The sequence below is a fragment of the Parafilimonas terrae genome (genome assembly GCF_900115755.1).
Classification (GTDB): Bacteria; Bacteroidota; Bacteroidia; order Chitinophagales; family Chitinophagaceae; genus Parafilimonas; species Parafilimonas terrae.
The window spans coordinates 178,648-198,696 of record NZ_FOXQ01000001.1 but is presented as its reverse complement, the minus strand read 5'-3'; the positions used below and the strand labels follow the sequence as shown (position 1 = coordinate 198,696).

Sequence of the window (20,049 nt, the reverse complement as noted above, 5' to 3'; positions counted from 1 at the left end):
TGAAAAATAATGCTGTCGGTTTTACGCTTTAATTGATAGCATATAATTTCTGCTTGAGGCTTATGCAAATTATCCGTTTGTAAACAAACAGCTTTTAATATCAGCCTGCATGTTGTATTCTTGCATAGCATAATATTAAAATTTATGAAGAGGTTACTACTGCTTTCCGGATTATTAGTCGCTTGTATGGCGAATGCGCAAACTTCATCAAAGAAGATTTCTGTTATTGCCTATTACGCCGGCAATGCAACTGCCATAGATGCTTACCCGGTTGAAAAGCTTACACATATTATTTTCAGCTTTTGCCATTTGCAGGGCAATGAATTGCATGTTGATAAAATGGCTGATACCTTAACCATTCAGCATCTTGTTGAATTAAAAAAGCGCAACCCATCGCTGAAAATTATTTTATCGCTTGGCGGATGGGGCGGCTGCAAAACCTGCTCGCCGGTATTTGCCACTGAAAAAGGTAGAAAGGACTTTGCTCTTTCCGTAAAACATTTAAACGAATATTTTAAAACAGACGGTATTGATATTGACTGGGAATATCCTGCTATTCCGGGCTATCCCGATCATCAATACCTGCCGGAGGATAAACAAAATTTTACGGCTTTAATGAAGGAACTTAGAAAGACGCTTGGCAATAAATATGAAATAAGCTTTGCTGCTGGTGGCCTTGATAATTTTCTGCATGAATCTGTTGAGTGGGATAAGATCAACCGTTATGTTGATAAGGTAAATTTAATGTCGTACGACCTGGTGCATGGCAACAGCACTGTTACCGGACATCATACGCCATTATATTCAACGCCGCAGCAGGTGGCATCGGCAGATCATGCCATTCATTTTTTTGATTCCATTCATTTTCCCTTAAACAAAGTAGTTATTGGCGCTGCTATGTATGGAAGGATATTTAACGTGAACAATGATGCGGAGAATGGTTTATACCAGCCCGGTAAATTTGATCATGGTATATCATGGAAGAAGTTTAATCAGCAGGAGATGGAACAGCAGGGGTATGTTTATTATTGGGATAACACGGCCAAAGCACCTTATATGTATAATAAAACACAGCATAAATTATTTACGTACGATAATGAGCAATCAATGGCATTGAAAACGAAATATGCAGTTGATAAAGGTTTAAACGGCATTATGTTCTGGCAGCTTGCTGATGATAAACCAGGTGGCGGCTTGCTGGATGCGATTGACAGAGCATTACATTAGACAATCTTACTTATGATTAAAATCATATTATCGCAATAAACTTTATCCCTACTTTTGCGGAGAGCAGGAAAAATTGAAAACCGCTACTTCCATATTACTTCTTTTTATTATCATGGTGCAAACATTCAGTTCGTTTGTATTTGATGCGGCTTATTCCCTCAATAAAAATTATATCGCTGAAAATTTTTGCATAAACAAAAGCAATCCTGAAACACATTGTGAAGGTCATTGTTTTCTTAATAAACAAAAGCAAAAAGAAGAAGGCAGCAATAAACAGGCAGCAGATAACAAGACCGAAAGACTGCAGGTTGCCGTTTATGAATTGCCACAGGAAATTACTGCCACTGTTTACCGTACAGCTTCATCAGTAGCTTATGGTGATATTACAGATATTGAATTACAGGGCTACACTTCTTCCATATTTCATCCTCCTCTTGCATAAGTAGCGATAATCTTCACCAGTTATTAAAGATATCTTTTTGCAGGTAGTGCCTGCAGCACTTTGTAATGCTACGCATTCGTATAAAAATATTTATGCACTGCGTTAGCATTCAAAAAGACGAGTATTCAGTATAATAACATGAGGAAATTGTTAACGGCATGACGCTTTGAAGCGTCTGCCCGCATAAAACCTGTTAATATCATAACATTAAAGTATCGGCGGTTTTTGTGCCGCCTCAGCATAAAATAAATCAATCATGAATAAAATAATTTTTGTTGCATGCATGGGTGTAAGCTTTGGCATTGCAGCCTGCCATTCATCATCAGACAAAGAAGAACACCAAACCGTTTTTGAAGCAGGCCCGCCAAAAGATACAGTGAAGAAAGATTTCAGCCACGTTGTATTTGCAACAAAAAAAGATACAAGCTGCGGCATGCCTTTAAGCGCGGGCATTGAAGATACTTTACAGTTTGATGGCAAAGTGTATGGCTTTTGTTCAAAAGAATGTAAAAATGCATTTGTTGCAGTACTTAAAAAAGAAAAGAAATTATAGTTAAGCAATGTGCTTTGTAAAGCGGTTTACTTATGGCGAAGAAAAAGAAATTCCGTGTTGGCCAGCAGATCAGTAAATTTTTCCTTGGTGTAATATTAATGGGCTTGCTGTTTTTTGCTGGCGTATTTCTCTATTCATCTTTTCAAAACGCATTACCCGTTTTGGGAGAACCTGGCCATACCGTGGGTGATTTTTCTTTTATTGATCAGGATGGCAAACCAATTACCGGTAAAGATGTTGAAGGCAAGATTCGTATAGCCGAATATTTTTTTACCACCTGTAAAGGCATTTGCCCGGTTATGAATAATAATTTGAAAGCCGTTCAGGAAGCTTTTAAACAACGTAATGACGTGATCATTCTTACACATACGGTTGATCCCGGTATTGACAGCGTTGCTGCATTAAAAAAATATGCGCAGCGCATACATGCCACCCCTGGTAAATGGGAATTTTTAACAGGCGATAAATATGAATTGTATAAAATGGCACAGCAGGATTATTTGTTAAGCGCTGATACTTCAACTGCTGCCAGTGATGACGGTGCATTTATTCATACGCAATACATAACGCTTGTTGACAAACAAAACCGTATCCGTGGTTTTTATGATGCCACGGATAAGCAATCCATCCGGCAATTAATAGCAGATATTAAAACATTATAATTTTTGCAGGCAGATTATAAGCGGCGTATGGATCATGCACAACTTAATCAAACATTCCTTTGCCATTATGAATCAAACATTCAAAACGTTCTGCTTCTTTCATCATCAGAAAGAAGCAGAGCATAACGACCAGATTTATGAAACGTACTATTATATTCCTATTCTTCAGTTTTACCGTTTTGGTTGCGGTTGCGCAGCATTCCGTTTCGGGAAAGGTGTTTGATGCGGTAAACAAGGAAGCTATCAGCGGCGCTTCAATTACCAGCGGTAATAAAACTGTTGTTTCAGATATTTATGGAAAGTTCACTATTAATACCCGCGACAGCATTTTAAAAATAAGCAGCACAGGTTATGCTGTTGCCACAATTAAAATTGCAGGTTCAGATATGGCTGTTGCTTTGCAGCCATCCATCAATGAACTGGCACAGGTGATAGTAAGCGCTAACCGCACAGCACAAAAACGCAGTGAGGCGCCTGTTGCAATAGCCGTTATCAATAAACAAACCATTGAAGATGCAAAAGCGCAGCGCCTGGATTTTTTGCTGAATAAAGTAAGCGGTGTAAATATGGTGAACCTTGGCAATGAACAACACGAAATGAGCATACGCCAGCCTATGAGCACCAACAATCTTTTTCTTTATCTCGAAGATGGCATTCCGCTGCGCACCTCAGCCGTATTCAATCATAATGCTTTGATTGAAATGAATATGACGGCGGCAAAAAATATTGAGATCATCAAAGGCCCTTCATCGGCTTTATATGGTGCAGAAGCCATTGCCGGTGTGGTAAACCTTATCACACAATCGCCGCCGGCTTATACAGGCGGTTACATCAGCGCACAGTTAAACAACAGGGGTTACAAACGTGTGGATCTGCAGGCTGGCGCTACAAAAGGCAAGCTGGGTTTTATTTACAGTGGTTATTATGCCGATCAGACTAACGGCCCAATAGAACACAGTGATTTTCATAAAACGGCTTCTACTTTCAGGATGGATTATAAAATTGATAATAAAACCACCTGGAGCAACAGTATTACTTATGTGGACTATTACAGCGATATGTATGGTTCTTTAGACAGTGCACACTTTGCGCAGAAGAATTATGCAGCGCAAAAGTTTTTCACTTACAGGAAAGTATATGCATTCAGGGGAAAGTCTGTATTGAAGCACAACTGGAACGATCACAGTGCTACTACGGCAACTTTTATGTACCGGAATAATTCTGTTATACAAAACCCTGCTTACCAGGTTGCATCTTATCCTGTTGATGGCATTGCAACCAATCCCATATCGAATGATACAGCAACCGGTAACATTAATAACAATAGCTTCAGCTCTTACGGATTGTTTATACAACATGTTCAGAAATTTAAATTTCTGCAAAGCAGGCTTATTGTTGGTTCAGGCGCAGAAGTATCGCCGCAGCGTTTCAATGAAGATTTTATATGGGTAAAAAAGCAAAACGGGAATTATGTGAGCTTTACAAAAGCCAACCCGGATTCGCTGCTCGCAAAATTCAAAACGCTTGTTACCAATGCATCCGTTTATACCGCTTATGATTTTGTAATTGCAAAAGGATTGCGCATATCCACGGCGTTGCGGTATGATGCATTCGGGTATTCATTTGTGAACTTTCTTACTGGTTCAAAAGTTACAGGAGGGCCATCCACCGTTACCAATTATCATAAACTCACACCAAAGCTTGGCTTCACTTATAATTTTAACGGTATTGGGTTTTATGGAAATTACAGCCAGGGTTATGTGCCGCCGCAGATTACGGATGTGTTTGGCAAAATCAACAGCACTTATTTAAAACCGCAGAATTTTATTAATTATGAAGTAGGCGGATGGCTGTCGCTGGTTCAGCATAAATTATATATTGACTGGAGCGCTTATCTTATGAATGGAAAAGATGAGATTATTTCTGTAAGAATGGACGATGGCACTTCGCAATCGCAAAACGCAGGGCAAACAAGGCACAAAGGTTTGGAATATGGCATTACATATACGCCATCGAAGGAATGGATGCTGCGTTTTTCCGCAACTAATGCAAGGCATGGCTTTGTAAATTATATTTCACGCGGTGTGAATTATAACGGCTATGATATGAGTGCTGCGCCAAACTTTTTTTGCAATGCAGAAATAGCTTATAAACCAAATGCCATAAAAGGTTTGAGGGTAGGTGCGGAATGGCAGCATCTTGGCAAATACTTTATGGATAATTTAAACACGCATACTTATAATGGATATGATGTATTTAACCTGAGAGTAGGTTATTCAAAACAGCATTATGAAGTGTGGGTAAATGCCCTCAACTTATTTGATAAGTATTATTCCGTTTTATCAACCTATTCAGGTTCCGGATATACTTACCAGTTGGGCGATCCGCGGGCATTTACATTTGGTGTTTCTTATAAGTTTGGAAAATGAGGACATGAATGTTATGATTAAAAACACTCAATATTCAATAATCCTCGCCTGCCGGACGGGCAGGAATGTTCAATTGTAAGTGTTTGCAAAGTGCTTATTGAATATTGAGCATTGATTATTGATTATTTTAAAATTAAACCTTAAGAGAGGTTTAGGGTGAGGTCAAACAAATAAATAATAAACAAACATATTGACATGAAAAAGGTTCTTCTTTTTTATTCTTTAATCATATTCATATTTTCTTCCTGCCACCAGGGAAACAACGTGCCTTCTATCAGTTTATCGCAGGAAGAAAATATTGACAGCGCACAAAGCTCCTGCCCGTTTTTAACAAAAGACAACAACAATAATATTGTGCTTAGCTGGGTAAGGGAAACAGGTTCGGATAAAGCCATCGTATGCTATGCGGTTTCAAAAGATAAAGGCAAAACATTTGGTAATGCAATTGATATTCCGGCAAGCGATAATGTATATCCGCACGGAGAAAATATGCCTAAGATTATTTTCAAACCTTCCGGTGAAATAATAGCGGTATGGGGCGCTGCCAATAAAAACCCCATGAATGCTTATGCAGGGCTTGTATATTATTCTATTTCTTTTGATAATGGTAAAACATGGGCTCCAAAAAAGCTTATTACAAATGATACGTCAAGTTATGACCAGCGTTATTTTGATGTGGCATTGTTACCAAACGGAGAAGCTGCCATTGTTTGGCTCGATAACCGCAAAACAACGAATAAAGAAGGCTCTGGTTTATATTATGCCATAACAAAAGATAACGGTGGTTTTCAAAATGAAAAACTTATCAGCGAGTCTTGCTGCCAGTGTTGCCGTACCGATTTGTTTGTTGATAAATCAAATAACATTCATGTTTTATACCGTGCCATTATTAATGACAGTATTCGTGATATTGCCCACATCGAATCAAAAAATAACGGGCAAACATTTTCGCGGCCCGAAAGAATAAGTAATGATAACTGGGTAATTAACGGCTGTCCGCATACAGGCCCCTGCATGACTGAAAACAAAGAAGGGCTGCATTGCACCTGGTTTACCGGAGGAAATGAAGCCGGCGTTTATTATACGAGTTTAACGCATAGCGATACTGCTTTCAGCAACAAGGATATGGTTAGCGGTTATGCTGCAAAGCACAGCCAGATAGCATCGCTGCCACAGGGGAATTTAATTACGGTGTGGGATGAAAGTTTGCCGGTGAATGATACCTACAGCACCTGCATAGGCCTGGAAGAAAAAAGCCCTGACGATAAAAATATCCTTCGCAGGTATATTACAGAAAAGAACAGCGGCGCTTCATTTCCCGTAATATGTACTGTAGATAAAAACAAAGTGCTTGTGGCTTTTACAAAAAGCAGCAACGATAAAAAAACTGTGGTTTTTAAACAGGTAGCTTTTAATAACTGATAGCCTATGCAGTGATAAGCAGAGCATAAGTTGTCGGTAGTGAATAGCGGGTAACCAGGAACTCATTCACAACTGGGCACTTACTATTCACTTTTACATCATACTATTCCCAATTTCTTATATTCGGGCAATAACCGCAGCATAATAAATCAAGGCATGCGCATAAAAACTTTTATCATATCAAGCTTTGTTGTTATTGTTTTATATGCGTTCACCAATATAACAACCCACCAGTCAAAATCAATATTTAAGCCACCTTCCAATTTCCCTGAGCCTGTTTACAATTTTGAACAAAACCCTGTAACAAAAGCCGGCTTTGAATTAGGGAGATATTTGTTTTACGATACAAGGCTGTCGGGCAATTATAAAATATCATGCGGCTTTTGCCACATACAAAGCGATGCATTTACACAGCACGGGCATATTGTGAGCCACGGTATCAATAACCGCACAGGTATTCGCAATGCACCGCCTGTAATGAACCTTGCATGGGCAACATCGTTTATGCTCGATGGCCGTGCAGCCACGTTGGACGAACAACCGCTTATTCCCATCACTGATCATGTGGAAATGGATTGCTCCATTGACACAATCATTGAAAGGCTGCAGCCCGATAAAGTTTATCGTTCTATGTTTAAAAAAGCCTTCGGGTCTTCAATAATTACAGAACAAAATATATTAAAAGCTTTATCACAGTTTATGCTGTTATGCATCAGTGCCAATTCCAAATATGATAAAGTGATGCGGAACGAAGGCGAAACATTTACAGCAGATGAAGCTGCCGGTTATGAAGTGTTTAAACGAACCTGCAACGGTTGCCATAAAGAACCATTGTTCACTGATTATTCATTCAGAAGCAATGGCTTTAATATTGTTTCAGCAGAAGACAAAGGCGCTTTTAATATAACGCAAGATTCTGCTGATATATATAAATTCAAAGTGCCATCGCTGCGTAACCTTGTTTACACGGCGCCTTATATGCATAACGGGCAACTGTACCAGTTCAAGTCTATTATTCCGCAATACAGGTTTTATGTTGAAAATAATCCCAACCTTGATACCTTGCTGGTGCATGAAGGCAAACGCGGTTTTGATATGACCGATAAAGAAGCAGAACAATTGGAAGCTTTTCTGCAAACATTAAACGATAGCAGTTTTGTAAACAATCCTGCATTATCAGAACCGGATATACAATACAAAGCGGATATTTTTTAATGGCCGGAATGATGCAGGCACACCACAGCAGTAAAACATGAAGAAAGATATAACGATAAGGGATAAAGCCATTACGGTTTTATTTCATTGTAACAGGATTGGTATTATAAGCAATGAAGCATTATTTGAACTGGTGAAGAAGCTGCCGGAAGCTGCAATGGAAGAGTTTATATCGGCTGTTAAAAAAGAATATTACGACAATTATAATAAAGATTTTAATGTATCAGACGATTCAATAACCGTTGAAATATGGGGGCATATTTTTGCAGAACAATTTGCTGATGCTATAAAGTCGCTTACAAACATTAAGCTTATTGATAACCTTGCTGAAAGAATAAATACGCATTGCGAAATAATAAATATTGGAGAACGGGAACATGATAATAACCGCTTTGTATGGGATGGTTTGGCAGCCTTTAAACCGGCCATAAGGGCTCTGCTGTTCTGATAGGTGCAGGAGGAATATCGTGTAAGAAAAAGCTGAACTTCACGGCTTGCAGCCCGAAACATACAGCCATCCCAAACTGCCTATTTTTGTTATTATTTAGCAATATTCCTGCACAAGGGAATAATTTTTGCTACTCAGCGTTATTTATATTTATGAAGCATTACATGTTGAGCAAAAAAATAATTGTTTTCACTTTAATCTCTGCATTTTTTCTAACCATTTCCGTTTCATCCATTGCCCAGGGTTTTGGCATTTACGCTTCGCCAGGCATCATTAATTATGGCGGCGACCTGCAAAAAAGCGTATATACTTTCAGCCAGGCCAGGTTTGCCATAAGCGGCGGTTTATTATATAATTTCAATCATTTTACCATACGCGGCGCTCTTACATACGGAAAAATACAAGGCAGCGATTCCACCGGTGGTTTCAAAAGCCGTAACCTTAGTTTTCAAAGCAAATTGGGAGAAGCCAGCCTTGCTTTGCAGTACGATTTATTCACACTTGATGAGAAAAAATTCACGCCATATATTTTTGCAGGCGGGGCGCTGTTTTATCATAACCCTTATACCATTTATGAAGGCAAAAGGGTTAATTTAAGAGACCTTGGCACAGAAGGCCAGGGCCTTTCCATTTATCCGGACAGGGAAATGTATTCACTTACACAATTTGCCATACCGCTTGGCGTTGGTGTTAAGTATAAGATTACAGACCATTGGCATGTGGCAATGGAATTCTGCAGCCGGTTTTTATTCTCAGATTACCTGGATGATGTAAGCAAAACTTATCCTGATGAAGCTGCATTGCTGCATGGGAGAGGGCAACTCGCTGTTGATCTTTCATACAGGGGCGATGAGATTGATCCTACGCGGACTTTTCCAACTGAAGGAGCACAACGCGGCAGTGCTTCACATAATGACAATTATTATACTTCTTCTCTTTCCATTATCTATATGTTTTCACGCAGTGAATCGTTTGGCGGCATAGGCAGGCATAAAAAAATGAAAGCGCTCGATTGCCCCAAGCTGTAAAATTGCAATGGATGATTAATTAATAATTAAGGCATACTTGTCTTAGAAATTTCATTACAGTTAGCCGTTTGCCAGGCTGAAATATAAGCTGGACTTGATTTTCGTTAAAGTATGCGTGCCTGCCTTCCGGCAGGCACGCATAGCTAATAGTTACAGAAAGCTTTTTCTGCTGATTATTCTGTTACCGGTAAAGGAAACTCCGTCCATACATCATCACCCGTTCTGTCTATGGGCAATTCATCTAATTTATTATAGCGGCGCATGTCAATCCATCTATGGCCCTCAAAATATAATGAATAGCGGCGTTCATACAGCATTTCCTCAATCAATGCAGCCTGCGTTTGAGCCCCACCGTAATTGCCAAGGCCATGTTTTGAACGGATTACATTCAATGCTTTTATCGCTTCGCTGAATTTATTCAGTTGAATATTGGCTTCAGCATAAATCAGTATCAATTCTTCATTCCTTATAACCGGGATGGGCGCAGTGCTTGAAGTATAAACCCACACATCACGGTTACTGCTTAAGCCCGCAGGTATGGATGCCGTTGAATTACGCAATGATGTTTTATTAATGCGGTCATCATTTGCAGCAATGTCCCGGGCAAAGGAAGGATGCGCCACACGCACTTCCCCGTTTTGATTTTGCGGAATAAATGCCGGGTTCAACTGGTCGCCCGATCCTGTGCCAAACACATCGTTCACGCCTGTATAAAAATCGCCGTTCAAATCGAAGAAAGATTCATTCAGTGCAGTTAAAGCATCGCTCCATTTTGCTTCATATATATCAACCCTTGCTGCCAATGCACGGTTGAATTTCAATAAACCGGCAGCATCGCCAAACGCACTAAAGCCTGCCAGAGGAAATTGAACATCTGCACCTGCAAGGTCTGTTTTGGCATCATCCAATAAAGATAAAATTGCGGCAAGCCCCGCATCATAATCCACCACCGGCCCGAGGTTATCCGGGTCGGCAACATCAACGCGGATGCCATTTGAATAAGTAAGGTTCAGGTTCATTAAAAGCTGGTGCGCTTTTATGGTTTTTGCAAAACCAATATAACCCTTCTTTTGTGCATCAGTAATCAGCGTGGTACTGTTAGCTGCATCAATCAGCACATTGCAGTTTTTGATAACCCTGTAACGTGAAGCCCAGGGCGTGGCAATATAAAAGTTGCTGCCGCTTAATTCTGCATCATTGGCGCCAAGCAAATCTGTAACATAACGCGGTTCGGAAGGAGAGAAGCGGTAAACCTCCCGGCCAATTGTTCCCACATCATCCAAATAAAAAGCAATGGAATTGCGCATGCCCGATTCTATGCCGCTCACAAGGTTATTAAGCTCTGCTGCGGTGGCATTGTTTTGATAAGCTTCAACAGTGGGCCCGTTTAAATTGCCGTAATCTTTTTTGCAGGCAGAAAAGAATAGAATAATTCCTGCAAAAAATAATGTTTGTATATGATTATATTTTTTCATGATAGTATATGTTGGAATTAAAAGCTGAATGAAATATGAAATGCTGCGCGTTTGCTTGCGGGGTAAGGCAATACATCCACACCGGTAGAGAACCCTGTTCCGAAGTTGGATACTTCAGGATCGTAAGACCTGTATTTTGTGAAGGTTAAATAATTGTTGAATGATACGCCAACGTTGATGCTTTTGATAAAGCTGTTATGAAATTCGTTGAACGTGTAATACAAACCCGCTTCACGCAAACGCAGGTAGCTTGCATCTTCCACAAATATGCGTGCCGTTGTGCCTATTTGCATAATGCGGTAAACAGCATCGGGCACACCCATTTTATTTGTTACCTTATCATAATCGGCACTGGTGCCGCCAAAATCGCTTTGCAGTGAAGTGAGGTTAATATTATCGCCGCCATTTTTCCAATGCAATAAGAAACGCAGGCTCAGCCTGCCAAAGAAAGTAACTTCATTATAAGTATTCATCTGGAATGTTGGCTCTGCGTCGCCTAAAACACCAACCCCGTTATCGCCATCTAAACCAACGATCTGTGTGGCGGATTTTCCTTGTTCAACCTGGAATGAGCCCAGCACATAACCAAAAGAACCCTGCGGTATCGGCGGAATAATAAGCCTTATAACTTTCGACCTGTTGAGCCAGAAATTAACCGATGTATTCCATGTTACAGATTTTGACTGAACAGGAATGGCATTCAAACCTAACTCAACACCATGGTTGCGCAGGTCGCCTGCATTCAGCCATTTGCTTGAAAAGCCTGATGAAGATGGCAGGCTTTGCAGCATAAGAAAATCGCTGATGCTTTTATTATAATAAGTCAATTCAAAACTTAACCTGTTATTTAAAACGCTGAAGTCAATACCTGCTTCCAGTTCTTTCTGACGTTCTGGTTTAATGTTGGCATCGCCCTGCTGTATATTCACAATTACACCGGGATTGCCTGCAATATTCGATATGGCCATGCCTGTAAATTTGCTGCCATAAGCGGGCACATTATTAGCCTGCCCATAAGCTGCACGCAGCTTTATATTGTTGAAAAAACCTTCATCAACAATGCCCGATCTTGTAAGGTTCCATGATAAGCCTGCTTTAGGATAAGTATAAAACTTTGCGGCATCGCCGTTATTGCTGCTCCTGTCGAAACGCACACCGGCCGTTAAAGTAACCGCATCAATAATGCTGGCTTCTTCCTGTATAAAAACGCCCGAGTTAAGATATTTGGTGCGAAGCTGTGTTGCATTCAAAGCGCCTGCCTGGCTTACATTGCTCTGGCCTGCTATCACCTGTGTTGCCACATTCAGCAGGTTATTGTAATCGCCTGTTTCCTGTGTGAAGCCCGCAGATGTTGTTAATGATACATTATCAGAAGGCGTGAATGTGTTCACCAGCGAAGCAATATAATTCGTGCTTAAATTTTTTGTAAAGCCCTGTATGGATGTGCCTTTATTTACCGCCTGCCATTGTAAGGTGCCGGGAAATAATGCCGATGTCTGAAGGTTATAGAAATCAACGCCGCCCCTCGCAATGAATTTTGTGGTGCTTTTACCGCTGTTTTGCAACGTGGCTTCAAGGTTCAGGCCTGTTATAAAACGGTTTACAGATTCGTTGTTCTTCATCAATGCAATTGTTTGCAAAGGATTGGAAGCTGCAAAATTATTTGCAGGATAATTGCCGTTTGCATCAGGATGCAACTCTGCAAACGATGGCGTTGAAGAAAGCGCTACGCCAATGGTTGCGCCAACGTTATCATTGCCAAACAAACCCCTGTCTGCAGAAGAGTTGATATAGTTTGTTGTTATGCCAATCTTTATATTATCTGAAATACGATGGTCAATATTAAGCCTTAAACCTGTATTGCGATAACCCGTATTCTTTACAATGCCACCTTCATCTTTTTGTGATGCAGAAAAGAAGAAAGATGTTTGTTCGCCGCCACCGGTCAAGCTTAATTCTGTATTGCGTGCAAAGCCTGTGTTGCCATACATTTCTTTTTCATAATCATAGATATGGCCTGCGGCCTGCGCATCAGTAAATTGTTTTTTTAATGCTTCGCTTGTAGCGGGGTCGCTTGATAAGCTTGCAGCACGGTCGGCAGTAAATTCTCTTACACCTAATAATTTTCTTACGGTTATCAGCCCAAGGTCCTGCGATACATTAATAGCTGTTTTTCCCTGCCTGCCTTTTTTTGTGGTGATGATGATAACGCCGGCAGCAGCTTTTGAACCATATATAGCAGCAGCAGAAGCGCCTTTTAATATTTCAATATTTTGAATGTCCTGCGGGTTAATATCAGCAATACGGTTTGACGGGTTATCCTGTGTTGAAGTGGCTGCACCGCCGCTGGCTGCAGATGTAACTGCATTTAAACCGGCGGAAGTAGCGCTGTTATCAATAAACACACCATCCACCACATATAATGGCTGCGTATTGCCATATACCGATGTAACGCCACGCAGTTTAACCGTGATGCCACCGCCCGGTGCGCCTGAATTAGCGTTAATATAAGCGCCCGGAATTTTACCTTCCAGTGCGCCGTCTAATGTTTGTGCAGGCGCTGTGCTGCTTAACTCTCTTGAAGAAATGGTTGCCACAGCATTGGCGAGGTTTCTTCTTTTTACATTGGTGGATAAACCGGTTACAATCACTTCATCTAAGTTGGCAACGTCTTGCTCAAGAATGATGGTCGATTGCGTTAAGGTATCTGCTTTTATTGTTTTGGATTTGAAACCTGTTGCGCTAAACACGATGATTGAACTGTTTGCATTGGGTATGGTAACTGCGCCCTGTGCATCTGTAACCATCGTTCTTTTTTTATCAATTGAAATAGTTACACCGGCGATAGGTTGCCCGTTTGTTTCCTGCACCTTTAAGCTCACCGCATTATCCTGTGCTGATAATAACAACGGAAAGCACAGCACACATAGCATTACGTGAATTAATAGCCTCTTTTTCATTCGTATATTTTTTATTTTTTCAATGATCTCATGAAACCCCGTTATGTATATCTTCTGTTATGAAAAAATTATCATGCCTGGTTTCATTTTGCGTTTTGATGTTTGTTGTAAAAATTGTTAGTTGGTTTTATGCAGGCTGAGGTGTTGAAAAAATATGATTGCCATAGCCATGTTCGGCGATTTGTTTTGCTCTTGGCGGATAAGTGGAAAGGTCTGTTGGCGTATTGGTAGCAAGCCCGTCAACATAGCGGTTAAACAGGCAGAACAAAGCAGTGATTAAAACTGTGTCATGAATGTCTTTATCTGTTGCGCCTGCTTCTTTTGCTTTTTTAACCTGCTCTTCCGTTACATGCCTGCCACCTTTTTGCACGCTGCCTGCAATGCTTAATAATGCTTTCAGCTTACCGGAAATTTCAGCCTGTTCATAATCATTTTTTATTTGATCGATGAGCTTATTATCATCATTCAAATAACAGCTTACAATGGCGCCATGCGATTGCTGGCAATAAAAACAATCGTTGAGATAAGAAACATACGTGGCAATCATTTCCCTTTCAGCCATGGTTAAGCCTTCATTGGTACGCAGCATTAAATTGGCAATCTTTCCCATAGGTTCTGCTGTTTGCGGGCTGAAAGCCATAAGGCTTCGTATGCCCGGCAGGTTGGGATCTACATCTATGTACGGCATAGTTTGGTTTTTATTTTGATTAGAGATTTTTGACGTGTTGCATATAGGCCAGACGCTTCAAAGCGTCTGGCCTTAACTTGATATTATTTGTCTTTTAGTTTATTGTATTGCTGTTCCAGGAACTGATAGCCCGCCGTTTTATATTCCGGCGTTGATACGGTGAAATGATCGCCGGGATAATAGGCAAACACAAAACCTGCATTGATCTTTTTCATTTCATCGTCGAATAAATGCACGGCATAATTCAATAAGAAATTATCCTGCTCGCCCACAGATACCCTTATCTTTTCTTTAAGGTCAGGTTCAAGCTGTTGCCAGTTATTTCTTACATACAATGAGATGTCATAGTTTTTCCAATGCTCAACTGTTACAGGATCAATTTCACCGGTTGATTCATTGCATAACCTTCGCGGAGAGCCGTCATTATTTTTTACACTGAATACTGCATCAAAAGAATGCATCTGTTCACCGCGGTATATTACATGTTCCATCTGTAACATGTTTTTCATGGTGATCCATGGAAAGCGGCCCGCAATAGTGCCTGCTGCTCTTAATGAACTATCCTTCGAATAAAAAATATTTTTGTCTTCATATAAATTCACCTGCTGAAAACTCCTGAAATCAACAGGGTCAGGTGAACTTGACCAGCATGCATCAAACACTTTTGGGTAATGCGTCTGTAACCATAAAACTGTCCAGCCGCCGCTGCTATGGCCTGTCAGCAACCTTGCTTTATTAACCCTGTATGTTTTTTCAACCTGTGGAATAAGTTCCTGCGTAAGCGCATCGCCCCATGGCCCGTTATTATCACTGTTGGCATACACGCAATGGCCAAGTGAACAATTACCATCAAGATAAACCCTTATGCATGGCGTTGTATCTACCGGCATGGAAGGATCATTTTTGCCGGAATAATTATGATAGTCGCCGCCATAGCCTGAAACCCAATACAACACCGGGAACTTTCGATCGGGCTCCTCATAATATTCTTTGGGCAGCAGTATGGCTGCGTTAACAGTTGTTGGTCTTTTGTAAGATGCAGAAAGTAATGCCGACGGCACTTTCAGCTCCTTTACAAATTGTGTTTCAACAAAGCTTTTTTCTTTGACTACATTATTGCAGGTAATATTAAAAACTGCATCCGTATTCTTTGTGAGCTGCACAGTTATTGCATCGTTATATATATTGCCGGGGCTTTCAGCAATTGAGCGCCCGCCTTCATTCTTATCCCACACCACCTGTACGTTATATTCCCCCCTTTCTATATCCGATAGTTTAACAGGATATGAAACTGCGTTATCATCAAACAAAATTTTACTGCCTGGCTTTATGTTATTTACCGTGATGGCAAAACAGGGAAATCTTTCAACGCCAACCATTTGGTCTTTTGGTGATTTGGACTCCTTTGAAAGAAACAAAAGCACCTTGCCTGTAAAACTTTCATCAGAGGCCGTTGGAGCAAAGCTCACGCTGAACTTTTGGCCATAAACATGTAAAACGCTTATGGTGATGGCAATTAAAAGACAGCATTTTTTATACTTATTCATTGCAGATAGTTTGTACGGCCAGGCGCTTTAACAGCGTCTGGCCGGTTTTTACAATGCTTATTTAAAAAGTTTTTCTTCAGCGAGTTTCGTTCCTTCCACACGCGCTTTAATTTTTGCAAACGCTGTATCTCTTGAAGTGGAAACATCATCGGCAAAAGGAGAGAAGCCGCAATCGTCTGTTGTGCCAAGCCGTTGCAAAGGAATTTTTGCTGATGCTTCAATAATAACATCGCGTATTTCTTCCGGTGTTTCAATGCGTGGGTTCAATACATCTGTTACACCGATAAATACGGTTTGATTGGGGCGAAGATTTTCTTTGATGCATTGTAAAACATCCTCTTTATTGTTTTCGCCTGCATATTCGAGAAAAAAATTGCCTGCATTCAATTCAAACAATAAAGGCAATAAATCATTGTAACTAATATCTGCACTGTGCGTGGAATCATGATCGCCGCCCGGGCAGGAATGCACGCCAATCTTTTTTCTCTCTTCTTCAGAAAAACGGGCCAGTACTTTATTGTTTAAATCAATGAATAATCTTAATAAACTTTTTGAAGGATCAAGTTTTAAAGCAAGCCTGCCTTCCGTAAAATCCACCTGTACAAGATGAGCGCCGGCGTTTAAACAGCTTCTTATATCGGCTTCGGCTTCATTCACCAGGTCATTTATAAACTGCTCCTGCGAATAATTTTCAATGCCTTCCTGCGGATATAATAAACTGATAGCAGATACAGAAATCACCGCCTGTTTAACCGGCAAAGTTGTTAACTGCTTTGCTTTCTTTAGATAAGCATCTGCATAATTTGTATAATGAAACGGGCCTGATGTTATGGTCGGCAATTGCCTTGTATGCCCGTCTGCAAAAGGAATTACCACGCCATTTGGTGAAAGATTTTTTATACCACTGATTGGATAAGTTGCAAAGCTTGGTTTTGTTTGCTCGCCATCTGTTATAACCGGCGAGCCCGTTTCTTCAAAACGCTGTATGGTTTCTTTTAATGCTTTATCAAAAAGTTGCTGTAATTCGTTTTCATTTATTTGTTGTTGTGCAAATGCGCCTAAAGCCTCCACTAAATATTTTGGCCGGGGAACGCTGCCAACTGGGTATGTTCTTATTTTCATAGTTGTAGTTTTTATTTATTTAAATCAATATTTGCATAGCCTTCTTTTGCACGCATTGCGGCCCGTTCTACATACACATTCCTGTCCTGCGGCGCCCATGTGTTCAATCCATCCACATAACGGTTGAACATGCAAAAAGCTGCCGCTATTAAAACAGTATCGTGTATTTCCTTATCAGTTGCACCAAGGTTTTTAGCATGTTCTATCTGCGCTGGTGTAACATGCCTGCCGCCTTTTTGTACGCTGCCCGCAATGCTTAATAATGCTTTTAATTTTGGTGAGATGGACGTTGACTCGTAGTCTTTTTTAATATCATCAATCAGCTGCATGTCGCATTCAAAATAATATTGCGCCAATGCACCATGCACGTTCTGACAATAGAAACAATCATTTTGTGAGGATACATAAGCGCCGATCATTTCACGTTCACCGCGTGATAAAGTATTGTTGTCATCATGCAATAAAATTTCTGCCAGTTCATTCAATGCCTCACCTGTTTCAGGACTGTATTGCATGGGCCCGCGAATACCGGGCAAATCGTTTTGTAAATTGATAAATGCCATAGTTATTGTTTTATAAGTTTGATGGTTTTAATGGTACGCCGCATCGTATTAAATTAGCTTCCTGCGAAAGAAAGTCACAGTTCGTAAGCCTTGTTGTTGTATAAGAGGTGGCTCCTTGTTTTATATGAATATTTGTGCAGGGTTTTATATTATTAAACACTTGTACTGCATCGCCAACAGGCCATTTTATTTCAATGCTTTCAATTGACGTGGCCTGGCCTATACCAATGTGTTGAGTTAATGGTTTGGCGCCAAAGCTTCCACCCGAATTAACATCGCGATATACAGACCTTTCAACCCCGTTCTCTTTAAATGTTACTTTTATCCTGGCGCCTATTGCCACCTTATTGGTAGCAACACCTTCAAGTGAAATATTTATCCAGTTATTATTATTCTGGCCTGGGTTTATATACAATGAATTCTGGTAAGCATCACCGGTATAAGCACCGCCCACTTCAATAAAAATATCTTCATCGCCATCATTATCAAGATCGGCAAATGCAACGCCATGGCCTTTTTGCAGGTTGCCAACACGCGCCGAAACGGTAACGTCTGCAAAGGCTTTTCCATCAACGTTTTTAAATAATTTATTAGAGGTTAATGATTCAAAGCTTGGATTGCCGGTGCCGAGATAAATATCCGGGTAACCGTCATTATCTAAGTCGCCAAAATTAGAACCCATAGCAAAAGCAATTTTATTAAGGCCTGCTTTTTCGGTTACATCAGTAAATGTGCCGTCATGATTATTGTGATAGAGATATTGTTTTGCAGCGTTGCCTGTGGGCAAATGCAATGCTTCTGCAGCCGCGTACCAGGCGCCCGTATTATAAAAATCATAATTGGCGACAAACAAGTCAAGCCAGCCATCGTTATCATAATCCCAAAACCAGGTGCCAAACGTTTTTGCTGTGCAGTTGGTTAACCCTGCCTGTTGTGTTACATCTTTAAACTGCACAACGCCGTTTACAATGCCCTCATTTTTCAGCAGCACTTTCCTGTTGTTAAGCGTTGAAATAAAAATGTCGGGCCAGCCATCGTTATCATAATCGCCGGAGGTAACGCCCTTTACAAATGCGCTTATGTTAACCTTGCTTTGTATGGCCACATTTGTAAACGTGCCGTTCTTATTATTGATATATAATTCACAGGCATTATCATCGTAAGGCGGATCATAAGATTCATTGCCAATAAAAACATCAAGCCATCCATCTTTATTAAAATCGTTCCATGTGGCTGTTTGTGTAGGATGAAGAGATAACAGGCCGCTTTCCTTGGTTACATCAGTAAAAGTACCATCGCCATTATTGCGCAAAAGCGAATTGGGCTCACGGCCAAAAGGCCCTTTCCAAGCGCCACGCAACACAAAAATGTCTTTTAAACCATCATTATTATAATCTGTTTGCATGATGTTAAGGCCACCGGTAAAACCTTCTAACCCTGATGATTGTGACAGGTCGCTGAAACTTGCATTTTTGTTGTTGCGGCAATAATGCATGTGGCCACCCAGGTCCCATGAAGAAGTTACAATGTCAAGGTATCCATCGTTATCCAGGTCGTCCACAAGCGTACCGCCGGCCATGTTTTTTGTGTTTAAGCCAATATTAATTGCAGCATCTGTAAAAGGTTTTATGTGTACTGACGAAGAGTCTTTGTCAAGGTTTTTAATGAGGTAAGCCGAAGGCACGCCCTGCGGGTATTGCCCGGTAGTCATATAAGCGATATTGAGCAGCCACCTTGCTTCGAGGTCGTCGGGTTTTTGATCCAGCAGTTCTGTATATAGCTCGATAGCCCTTTGAGAACCGTATTTATTGAAATGAATGCCTTGGCCTGCTACAGGAAAAATACATGATTCGCCGGTATGGTTCAGCATGCAATTGCTCTTTTCGCCCATACGCAAATAAGTAAGCGCCAGTTCTTTTTTTACGATCCGTTGATTAACATGAAAATTCTGGTTGTTCAACAGATCATTGAGGATTGTTTCAGAAGATTTTTCATCGCCTGCCTGAAGTGATATACAGGCCTTGCTGTATAACGCAACAGCCGTAAGGCTTGCATTGTCCGAAGTATTAAGCACAGAATCTATGTGCCGCAGCTTAACATCTGATGCATAATCATTTGCAGGAACAGCATTGGCGCTGGCAACAGATGCCAGCAACGCCTGCATTTCGTGGTTTGAATCAATAGTGTTGCTGCACGAGTTATATGTAATGAATATTACTGCCAGCAATATGTTATATAAAAAGCGTTTTAAATGCATAGCATAGGTTT

16 protein-coding genes are annotated in these 20,049 nt (G+C 40.6%); 9 read left to right on the top strand and 7 right to left on the bottom strand.

Going from position 1 to position 20,049, the window contains the following annotated elements; translation table 11 throughout:
- Positions 1 to 144 precede the first annotated feature (144 nt).
- From BM015_RS00795 to BM015_RS00755, 9 genes are all read left to right on the top strand, one after another.
- On the top strand, positions 145 to 1,227 hold the full coding sequence (locus tag BM015_RS00795; RefSeq protein ID WP_090653535.1) for a glycoside hydrolase family 18 protein: 1,083 nt from the start codon (positions 145 to 147) through the stop codon (positions 1,225 to 1,227).
- Positions 1,228 to 1,339: 112 nt separating this feature from the next.
- Positions 1,340 to 1,669, top strand: a complete 330-nt coding sequence (locus tag BM015_RS00790; protein WP_143075713.1) for a hypothetical protein — start codon at positions 1,340 to 1,342, stop codon at positions 1,667 to 1,669.
- Between the two features lie 256 nt (positions 1,670 to 1,925).
- Complete coding sequence (locus BM015_RS00785; protein WP_090653531.1) at positions 1,926 to 2,222, top strand: hypothetical protein; 297 nt, start codon at positions 1,926 to 1,928, stop codon at positions 2,220 to 2,222.
- Positions 2,223 to 2,254: 32 nt separating this feature from the next.
- The gene (locus BM015_RS00780) at positions 2,255 to 2,884 is read left to right on the top strand and encodes an SCO family protein (RefSeq protein WP_090653529.1); all 630 of its coding nucleotides are present in this window, start codon (positions 2,255 to 2,257) and stop codon (positions 2,882 to 2,884) included.
- A gap of 137 nt (positions 2,885 to 3,021) precedes the next feature.
- Positions 3,022 to 5,313, top strand: coding sequence for a TonB-dependent receptor (locus tag BM015_RS00775; protein WP_090653527.1), 2,292 nt, complete (start codon positions 3,022 to 3,024; stop codon positions 5,311 to 5,313).
- A 195-nt stretch (positions 5,314 to 5,508) separates the two neighbouring features.
- On the top strand, positions 5,509 to 6,735 hold the full coding sequence (locus BM015_RS00770; protein WP_090653526.1) for a sialidase family protein: 1,227 nt from the start codon (positions 5,509 to 5,511) through the stop codon (positions 6,733 to 6,735).
- A gap of 156 nt (positions 6,736 to 6,891) precedes the next feature.
- On the top strand, positions 6,892 to 7,950 hold the full coding sequence (locus tag BM015_RS00765) for a cytochrome-c peroxidase (RefSeq protein ID WP_090653524.1): 1,059 nt from the start codon (positions 6,892 to 6,894) through the stop codon (positions 7,948 to 7,950).
- 37 nt (positions 7,951 to 7,987) lie between these two features.
- Positions 7,988 to 8,398, top strand: coding sequence for a hypothetical protein (locus tag BM015_RS00760; protein WP_090653522.1), 411 nt, complete (start codon positions 7,988 to 7,990; stop codon positions 8,396 to 8,398).
- A gap of 152 nt (positions 8,399 to 8,550) precedes the next feature.
- Complete coding sequence (locus tag BM015_RS00755) at positions 8,551 to 9,426, top strand: DUF6089 family protein (RefSeq protein WP_143075712.1); 876 nt, start codon at positions 8,551 to 8,553, stop codon at positions 9,424 to 9,426.
- Positions 9,427 to 9,599: 173 nt separating this feature from the next.
- Here the strand turns inward: BM015_RS00755 and BM015_RS00750 are convergent, their stop codons facing one another.
- The 7 genes from BM015_RS00750 to BM015_RS00720 all read right to left on the bottom strand — a co-directional run bounded on the left by BM015_RS00750 (position 9,600) and on the right by BM015_RS00720 (position 20,038).
- Positions 9,600 to 10,901: a RagB/SusD family nutrient uptake outer membrane protein gene (locus BM015_RS00750; protein ID WP_090653517.1), complete on the bottom strand. Its 1,302-nt coding sequence runs from the start codon at positions 10,899 to 10,901 to the stop codon at positions 9,600 to 9,602.
- Between the two features lie 17 nt (positions 10,902 to 10,918).
- Complete coding sequence (locus tag BM015_RS00745; protein WP_090653514.1) at positions 10,919 to 13,861, bottom strand: SusC/RagA family TonB-linked outer membrane protein; 2,943 nt, start codon at positions 13,859 to 13,861, stop codon at positions 10,919 to 10,921.
- A gap of 127 nt (positions 13,862 to 13,988) precedes the next feature.
- Positions 13,989 to 14,549 carry a carboxymuconolactone decarboxylase family protein gene (locus tag BM015_RS00740; protein WP_090653512.1) on the bottom strand — a complete coding sequence of 187 codons (561 nt, stop codon included), beginning with the start codon at positions 14,547 to 14,549 and terminating at the stop codon, positions 13,989 to 13,991.
- Positions 14,550 to 14,632: 83 nt separating this feature from the next.
- The gene (locus BM015_RS00735; protein ID WP_090653511.1) at positions 14,633 to 16,096 is read right to left on the bottom strand and encodes an alpha/beta hydrolase-fold protein; all 1,464 of its coding nucleotides are present in this window, start codon (positions 16,094 to 16,096) and stop codon (positions 14,633 to 14,635) included.
- 57 nt (positions 16,097 to 16,153) lie between these two features.
- A complete protein-coding gene (locus tag BM015_RS00730) occupies positions 16,154 to 17,218 on the bottom strand; it encodes a cobalamin-independent methionine synthase II family protein (protein ID WP_090653509.1) in 1,065 nt (354 codons plus the stop codon).
- Between the two features lie 11 nt (positions 17,219 to 17,229).
- Positions 17,230 to 17,781: a carboxymuconolactone decarboxylase family protein gene (locus BM015_RS00725; RefSeq protein ID WP_090653507.1), complete on the bottom strand. Its 552-nt coding sequence runs from the start codon at positions 17,779 to 17,781 to the stop codon at positions 17,230 to 17,232.
- Positions 17,782 to 17,791: 10 nt separating this feature from the next.
- Positions 17,792 to 20,038 carry an FG-GAP-like repeat-containing protein gene (locus BM015_RS00720; RefSeq protein ID WP_090653505.1) on the bottom strand — a complete coding sequence of 749 codons (2,247 nt, stop codon included), beginning with the start codon at positions 20,036 to 20,038 and terminating at the stop codon, positions 17,792 to 17,794.
- Positions 20,039 to 20,049: the final 11 nt, after the last annotated feature.